Genomic DNA, 7,997 nt, shown 5'->3' on the forward strand with positions numbered 1-7,997 from the left:
AGCAGCGCGTCGACGGCCGCGCGCTGGTCGCCGTCCAGGTCCTCGGTGGACAGGCCGGGGCGGGGGCCCGGCACGTACTTCCATTCGCGCAGCTCGGGCGCGTCCAGCCGGGCGGGCCCGGCGCGCAACTCCCGTACCTGCTCCGGCTCCAGCACGGCCAGCAGCGCGCTCACGGCCTCCCGCATCCGCGCCGCGGTCTCCGCCGCGGTCTCCTCCTCGGTCACCGCCGCGGACTCGTCGGATCCCCCCACCCGTTCCTCCCCCACATCGCCGGATCGCCGGGGGCGTCGCCCCCGGCGATCCATAGTGCAGTACGCGCGCTGTGCGCGGGCGGCGCTCACGCCGTGTTGAGCGTCCACTTCTGGTTCGCGCCGCCCGTACACGACCAGATCTGCGTCTTCGCCCCGTCCGTCGAGGTGTTGCCCGTGACGTCGAGGCACTTGCCGGAGCCCGCCCCCACGACGTCGTGGGTCACGGGGTCGTACGTCCACTGCTGCGCTGCCGTGCCGTTGCAGGCGTAGAGCTGGACGGCGGTGCCGTTCGCCGTGCCGGCGCCGGCGACGTCCAGGCACTTGCCGAGCGCCCTGACGGTGCCGTCCGGGCCCACGGTCCAGCGCTGCGCGGTGCTGCCGTTGCAGCCGTGGATCTGTACGGGCGTGCCGTCCGCGGTGGCGCCGCCCGCGACGTCGAGGCACTTGCCCGCGATGCCCGTCAGCGTGCCCGTACCGGTGCCGGGCACGGTGCCCGAGGGGGTGCCTGCCCAGGTGAAGGTGGCGGTGGTGCGGGCGGGCAGGGAGTAGGTGAAGGACTGGCCGCCCCAGTCGACGCGTACGGAGCGTGCGGACGTGCCGCCGTTGTGGGCGATCAGGGCCTTGGAGCCGTCCGGGTTGCGCCAGGCCACGTTGGGCACCGTGGTGCTCGCGGTGGAGGCGATGCGCCGGGCGCCGGGCTTGACGAACTTGGTGAGGTGGCCGGTGGTGTAGTACTCGATGGTGTTGTCGACCTGCCCCGCCCGCGGGCCGCCCTCCTGCACGGTGATCAGGCCCGTGCAGGTGCCGCAGCCGCCGTTGTGCGGGCCCATGTTCTGGTTCAGCGCGAGGCTCCACTTGACCACGCTGCCGCTCCAGTTGCGGGTGTAGTTGACGATGTCGGCCATGTCCTCGTTGTGCTGGTTGCCGATCCAGGTGCCGCCGGAGTGCTCGGTGCTGAACTGCGGGACGCCCGGGTACTGCTGGTGCACCTGGCTGCCGACGGCGGGGTCGCCGGCGTAGCCGTGCCAGGCGATGCCGCCGAAGAGGGGGTCGTCGCGTACGCCGGGGTCGGCGAGGATGGCCTGCCCGATCTGGCCGTAGTCGCCGTAGTTCCAGTCGTGCACGAGGACCTTGGTGGTGATGCCGGCCGCGCGGAACGCCGGGTAGACATGGTTCTTGGTGAACTCGATCAGGCCGGAGGAGTTCCAGCTCATCCCGGGGTAGTTCATGGCGGTGGGGTTGCCGGCCTGGCAGCAGTTGGGCTCGTTCTGTACGGAGACGTAGTCGACCTTCACGCCGGCGGCCTGGTAGCTCTGCACGTACTTGACCAGGTACTGGGCGTACATGGGGTAGTACTCCCACTTCAGCCAGCCCATCTGGTCCATCCGCCCGTTGTCCTTCATCCACCCCGGCGCGCTCCACGGCACGCCTTTGACGCGCAGCGCGGGGTTGAGCTGCTTGGCCTGGGCGGTGAGCAGCCGGACGTTCGTGTCGTAGCCGTTGGCGCCGAAGTCGTCGAGGGTGCAGCAGGTGTCGTCGAGCGAGACGTGCCCGGGGCGGGACAGGTCGGAGGCGCCGATCGGGTTGCGTACGAAGGACAGCCCGATGCCGTCGGTCGGCGAGAACAGCCGCCGCATGACCGCGTCGCGGGTCTCGGCGCTGACCGGGCCGCCGCGCAGCAGGTACGCGGTGGTGTCGGTGATCGACGCGCCGCCGCCCTCGAACTGCTGGTACGTCGTGCCCTCGTCGACCCGGACCGTCGTCTCGGCGCCGCCGCCGGCCGGGCCGAAGGCGAGCGGGGACTGCTGCTGGAGCCCACGGGTGACGTTGCGGCCGCCGGAGTCCGAGGTGCTGGTGAGCCACACGTCGACGCGCTCGCCGGCGGCGGCTGCCGGGGGAGTGAGCCCGGGGGCGGCGATCAGGGCGGTGGCCAGCAGCAGGACGGCGGCGAGCAGCGCCGGGAGGCGGTGGCCGGGGGAGGTGCGTGCGAGCAGGTGGAGCCTGGGTGACGGGATCATGGTGTGCCTCTCGTGGAGGGGTGCCCGTGCCTTCGGAAGGTGAAGGGGTTTGCGGCTCTCCGTACTTATTTCACGGCGTGATTAAACTGATATGCCATGCTCGCGTCAAGAGGCCGGAATACCCCCATCCAGAAGTCGACGACACCCCGCACCGCCACCCGCTCCGCCAACCGGGCCGGACAGGTCGGGGGCCGCGACCCCGCCCGGACAGGACCGCGGCGGGCGCGCGGGCCGCGTTGTCAGTGGCAGGTTCTAGGGTGGCCGGGACCGCCGCCGATACGGTCGCGCGACCGCCAGACACCCGGAGAGACGAGCATGGCCACCAGGAACGACCCGCCGGCGCCCGCGCAGCACGCCGCCGACAGCCACGACCTGATCCGTGTGCACGGCGCGCGCGAGAACAATCTGCGGAACGTCGACGTGGAGCTCCCCAAGCGGCGGCTGACCGTCTTCACCGGCGTCTCCGGCTCGGGCAAGAGTTCGCTGGTCTTCGACACCATCGCCGCCGAGTCGCAGCGGATGATCAACGAGACGTACAGCACCTTCGTGCAGGGCTTCATGCCCAGCCTCGCCCGCCCCGACGTGGACGTCCTCGAAGGGCTGACCACCGCGATCATCGTCGACCAGGAGCGGATGGGCGCCAACGCCCGCTCCACCGTCGGCACCGCCACCGACGCCAACGCCCTGCTGCGCATCCTCTTCAGCCGCCTGGGCACCCCGCACGTCGGCCCGCCCAACGCCTTCTCGTTCAACGTCGCCTCCGCCCAGGGCAGCGGCGCCGTCACCGTCGACCGCGGCGCCGGCGAGACGGTCGAGGTGGCCTTCTCCAGCACCGGCGGCATGTGCCCGCACTGCGAGGGCATGGGCAGCGTCTCGGACATCGACCTGGGCGAGCTGTACGACGAGACCAAGTCGCTGGCCGAGGGCGCGATCACCATCCCCGGCTACAAGGCGGGCGGCTGGATGGTGCGGATGTTCACGGACTCCGGCCTCCTCGACGCGGACAAGCCCCTCGGCAAGTACAGCGAGAAGGAGCTGCACGACTTCCTGCACCACGAGCCGGTCAAGCTCAAGATCAGCGGCATGAACGTGACCTACGAGGGTCTGGTCCCGCGGGTGCAGAAGTCCTTCCTGTCCAAGGACCGCGAGTCGATGCAGCCGCACATCCGGGCCTTCGTGGACCGGGTGGCGACCTTCACCGCCTGCCCCGCCTGCGGCGGCACGCGGCTCAGCGAGGCCGCCCGCTCCTCGAAGGTCGCCGGCATCAGCATCGCCGACGCCTGCGCGATGCAGATCAACGACCTGGCCGAGTGGGCGCGCGCCCTGGACGAGGCGTCCGTCGCCCCGCTGCTGAAGACGCTGCGGGCAGTCCTCGACTCGTTCGTGGAGATCGGCCTCGGCTACCTGTCGCTCGACCGCCCCTCGGGCACCCTGTCCGGCGGCGAGGCGCAGCGCACCAAGATGATCCGCCACCTCGGCTCCTCGCTCACCGACACGACCTACGTCTTCGACGAGCCCACCACCGGCCTGCACCCGCACGACATCCGGCGGATGAACGACCTGCTGCTGCGGCTGCGCGACAAGGGCAACACGGTGCTGGTCGTGGAGCACAAGACGGAGACGATCTCGATCGCCGACCACGTCGTGGACCTCGGCCCCGGCGCCGGCACCGCCGGCGGCACCGTCTGCTTCGAGGGCACCGTGGACGGGCTGCGCGCCGCCGGCACCGTCACCGGCCGGCACCTCGACGACCGCGCCGCGCTCAAGGACACCGTGCGCAAGGCCACCGGCGCGCTGGAGATCCGCGGCGCGAGCGCGCACAACCTCCAGGACGTCGACGTCGACATCCCGCTCGGCGTCCTCTGCGTGGTCACCGGCGTCGCCGGCTCCGGCAAGAGCTCGCTGGTGCACTCCTCGCTCCCCGCCGGCTCGGACGTGGTCTCCGTCGACCAGGGCGCCATCCGCGGCTCCCGGCGCAGCAACCCGGCGACGTACACCGGGCTGCTCGACCCCATCCGCAAGGCGTTCGCGAACGCCAACGGCGTGAAGCCGGCGCTCTTCAGCGCCAACTCCGAGGGCGCCTGCCCCGCCTGCAAGGGCGCCGGCGTCATCTACACCGACCTCGGCATCATGGCCGGCGTCTCCACGACCTGCGAGGAGTGCGACGGCAAGAGGTTCCAGGCGGCCGTCCTCGACTACCGGTTCGGCGGGCGGGACATCAGCGAGGTGCTGGCCATGCCGGTGGCGGAGGCCGAGGAGTTCTTCGCCGGGGGCGAGGCCCGTACGCCGGCCGCGCACAGGATACTGCGGCGGCTGGCCGACGTCGGCCTCGGCTACGTGAGCATCGGGCAGCCGCTGACCACCCTGTCCGGCGGCGAGCGGCAGCGGCTCAAGCTGGCCACGCACATGGCCGACAAGGGCGGGACCTACGTCCTGGACGAACCGACGACCGGGCTGCACCTGGCCGACGTGGAGCAGCTGCTCGGGCTGCTCGACCGGCTGGTCGACGCCGGGAAGTCGGTCATCGTCATCGAGCACCACCAGGCCGTCATGGCGCACGCCGACTGGATCGTCGACCTCGGCCCGGGCGCCGGCCACGACGGCGGCCGCGTCGTCTTCGAGGGCACGCCGGCCGAGCTGGTCGCCGACCGGTCGACGCTCACCGGCGAGCACCTCGCGGAGTACGTCGGAGCGTAGGGGCAGGCGGGCGAAGCCGCCGGTCCGGGGCGCTGTGGGATGGTGGTGGGGTGAGGCTGGAGGATCTTGTCCGGTTGCGCCGGGCGCGGGACGCGATGGACCGCGACTACGCGCTGCCGCTGGACGTGGCGGAGCTGGCGCGGGTCGCGCTCATGTCGCCTGGGCACTTCTCCCGCAGCTTCCGCGCCGCCTACGGGGAGACGCCGTACAGCTACCTGATGACGCGCCGCATCGAGCGGGCCAAGGCGCTGCTGCGGCGCGGCGACCTGACGGTGACCGAGGTGTGCTTCGCGGTCGGCTGCTCCTCGCTGGGTTCGTTCAGCTCGCGCTTCACCGAGCTGGTCGGCGAGAGCCCGAGCGCCTACCGGGCCCGTGCCCACGACGACGGCGCCGCCATCCCGGCGTGCATCGCCAAGATCCGCACGCGGCCGGTGCGGCGGCGCACCGCCGAGGACCCCCTCCTCGGGTAGCGTGAGCCGCATGGGAATCGTGCTCTCGCAGTGCTTCATCGCCGTCGATGACCATGACGAGGCCCTCGCCTTCTACCGCGACGTCCTCGGTCTGGAAGTCCGCAACGACGTCGAGTTCGAGGGCATGCGCTGGGTGACCGTGGGGTCGCCCGAGCAGCCCGGTGTGCACATCGTCCTCGAACCGCCGCTGGCCGACCCGTACGCCCCGGCCGCGGACCGGGAGGCCATGGAGCGGCTGCTGGCGAAGGGGCTGCTGCGCGGCGTCATCTTCGCCACGGAAGACTGCGACGCGACGTTCGAGCGCATTCGGGGTTCGGGCGCGGAGGTGGTGCAGGAGCCGGTCGACCAGCCCTACGGGGTACGGGACTGCGCGTTCCGCGACCCGTCGGGCAACATGCTCCGCTTCAGCCAGCCGAGCAGTTCCTGACGAGGCCGGTACCCAGCAGCCCGGTAGCTGGCAGCAAGGTACCGAGCAGCCCGGTTCCCGGGCGAGCGCGGTACCTGACCCGCGCGGTTCCGGCCGGCGCCGCTCCGGGGACCCGCACCGCTCCCGGCCCCGCCGCTCCTACCGCGCCCCCTCCAGCCGGGCCGAGCGGGCCGCCGCGGCCTCGGCGACCCGGCGGCTCTCCCGCGCGGTGCGCTCGGCGTCGGCCACCCGCCCGCGGGCCTTCTCCACCTGCCAGTGCGCCGCGTCCCGCGCCGCCCCGGCCGCCTCCATCTCCCGCTCCAGGACGCCGATGTACTCCTGCGCCTGGCGCAGCCCGGCCTCGGCCCTGACCTGCTGCTGCTCGGCCTGCCGCACCTCGCCGTCCAGCCGGACGGCCTGCCACTGCGCCTCCTCGGCCTCCTGGCGCGCGCTGAGCATCTCCAGGAAGCCCGCGAGGTTCCGCACCGCGCCGGCCATCTGCTGCAGCAGGAATGCGGCCGAGGCGACGTCGTGCACCTCGAAGTTGTTCGCGCTGTCGGCCTCGTCCGACACCCGCAGGAACGGTCGTCCCGGGCGCCCGTCGGTCAACGAGTACGCGCACAGATCCACATCGAACCCCACTGTCTGGCGGGGGTCGCCCCGCCCCTGAAACATCGCCCCGGCATTCCAGCCCAGGTGCAGCACCCGGGACAGGTCGTCACCGAGAGCCCCGAAATGGTCTTCCGGTGAGTCGGCCATGTTGCACCACGGCGGACAGACGAATTGGAGGCACTCATCCATGACGGTCACCCTTTTCGTATCGTCACGAGCCGCCCCGGACTGGAGTGTTGATCACCCGGAGGGGGTACGGGTGGCGTGAGTGGCGATGACGGAGGGTGGCGAACTCGCCGCGCACGTACCGGTGATGGCGCTGCCCGAAGCGGCGTACGCACCTGCATGCGCATGCGTACGCGGCGGCAAGTCCCGTGGTTTGACGCGGAGTTACTTGCCGGTGAGTGCCCGGTCCACCAGTGCGCCGGCCGCGCCCGTGTACGAGGCGGGGTCGAGGAGCGCCGCCAGGGCCGGTTCGTCGAAGTGTTCGGCGATCGCGGGCACTGCCGCGAGGATCGCCGGCAGCCCCCGTCCCGTACGCTCCGACTCCGCCGCGGCGTCGGTGAGCAACTGCTTCGCGCGCGCCTTGCCGAGCAGCGGGGCGAGCACCGCCGCGACGCGCTCGGAGGTGACCAGGTGCTCCGTCAGCCGCATGTTGGCGCGCATGCGGTCGGGCCTGACCTGGAGCCCCTCGGCGAGTTCGGCGGCGGTGTGGGCCGCGCCGCCCGCCAGGCGCAGGCACTCGCGCAGCAGGTGCCACTCGGCGTGCCACGCGCCGGCGGAGCGCTCGTCCTCTGTGACCAGGCACTGGGTCACCGCGGCGGCCAGCGCCGGGACCTGGAGGGAGGCGCTGCGCACGAGGGTGGCGAGGACCGGGTTCCGCTTGTGCGGCATCGCGGAGGAGCCGCCGCGGCCGGCGACCGCGGGCTCGGCCACCTCGCCGACCTCGGTCCTGCCGAGGGACTGCACGTCCACGGCGATCTTCCCGAGCGCCCCGGTGACGACGGCCGTCGCGGCGGCGACGTCCGCGACCGGAGTGCGCAGGACGTGCCAGGGCAGGACGGCGGGCGCGAGCCCCGACTCGTCGGCGAACGCGGCGGTCAGCCGCTCGGCGTACGCGCCGGAGTCCTCCGTTCCGGCGCCGTCGAGCGCCGCGTACTCCAGATACCCGGCCAGCGTCCCCGCCGCCCCGCCGAGCGACACGGGCAGCCCGCCGTCCAGCACCCGCCCCACCCGCTCGGCGGCGTCCAGCACCAGCGCCCGCCAGCCGGCGGCCTTGAGCCCGAACGTCGTCGGCACCGCGTGCAGCGTCAGCGTCCGCCCGGCCATCAGCGTGTCGCGGTGCTCCGCCGCCAGCCCCTCCAGGGCGCGCGCGGTGCGCAGGAGGTCGGCGCGGACGAGCCGCAGCGCCCGGTCGCACACCAGCATCGCGCCGGTGTCGAAGACGTCCTGGCTGGTCGAGCCCCGGTGCACGTACTCCGCGGCCGCGGGGTCGCGTTCCGCCACGACCGCTGTCAGGGCCTTGACCAGGCCGACGACCGGG

General features: G+C 72.6%; 7 protein-coding genes. 3 read left to right on the forward strand and 4 right to left on the reverse strand.

Features of this window, described 5'->3' with window-relative positions:
* A partial coding sequence (locus H5J30_RS36605) for a DUF3500 domain-containing protein (protein ID WP_309505497.1) occupies positions 1-251 on the reverse strand: 251 nt, incomplete at its 3' end.
* Positions 252-337: 86 nt separating this feature from the next.
* Positions 338-2,269, reverse strand: coding sequence for a ricin-type beta-trefoil lectin domain protein (locus H5J30_RS11020; RefSeq protein WP_181787252.1), 1,932 nt, complete (start codon positions 2,267-2,269; stop codon positions 338-340).
* 315 nt (positions 2,270-2,584) lie between these two features.
* On the opposite strand from H5J30_RS11020, the gene H5J30_RS11025 reads away from it, so the two are divergent.
* The 3 genes from H5J30_RS11025 (at position 2,585) to H5J30_RS11035 (ending at position 5,863) form a co-directional block, all read left to right on the forward strand.
* Positions 2,585-4,966, forward strand: coding sequence for an ATP-binding cassette domain-containing protein (locus tag H5J30_RS11025; protein WP_181787253.1), 2,382 nt, complete (start codon positions 2,585-2,587; stop codon positions 4,964-4,966).
* A 95-nt stretch (positions 4,967-5,061) separates the two neighbouring features.
* A complete protein-coding gene (locus tag H5J30_RS11030; RefSeq protein WP_181787257.1) occupies positions 5,062-5,436 on the forward strand; it encodes a helix-turn-helix transcriptional regulator in 375 nt (124 codons plus the stop codon).
* 10 nt (positions 5,437-5,446) lie between these two features.
* Complete coding sequence (locus H5J30_RS11035) at positions 5,447-5,863, forward strand: VOC family protein (RefSeq protein ID WP_181787254.1); 417 nt, start codon at positions 5,447-5,449, stop codon at positions 5,861-5,863.
* 138 nt (positions 5,864-6,001) lie between these two features.
* Here H5J30_RS11035 and H5J30_RS11040 read toward each other — a convergent pair whose 3' ends face one another.
* Both H5J30_RS11040 and H5J30_RS11045 read right to left on the reverse strand, forming a co-directional pair.
* On the reverse strand, positions 6,002-6,601 hold the full coding sequence (locus H5J30_RS11040) for a hypothetical protein (protein ID WP_258563247.1): 600 nt from the start codon (positions 6,599-6,601) through the stop codon (positions 6,002-6,004).
* A 243-nt stretch (positions 6,602-6,844) separates the two neighbouring features.
* Positions 6,845-7,997: lyase family protein (locus H5J30_RS11045; RefSeq protein ID WP_181787255.1), on the reverse strand; the 1,153-nt coding region annotated here is incomplete at its 5' end.

This window comes from Streptomyces phytophilus, from assembly GCF_013870535.1.
In the GTDB taxonomy this organism is placed as follows: Bacteria; Actinomycetota; Actinomycetes; order Streptomycetales; family Streptomycetaceae; genus Streptomyces; species Streptomyces phytophilus.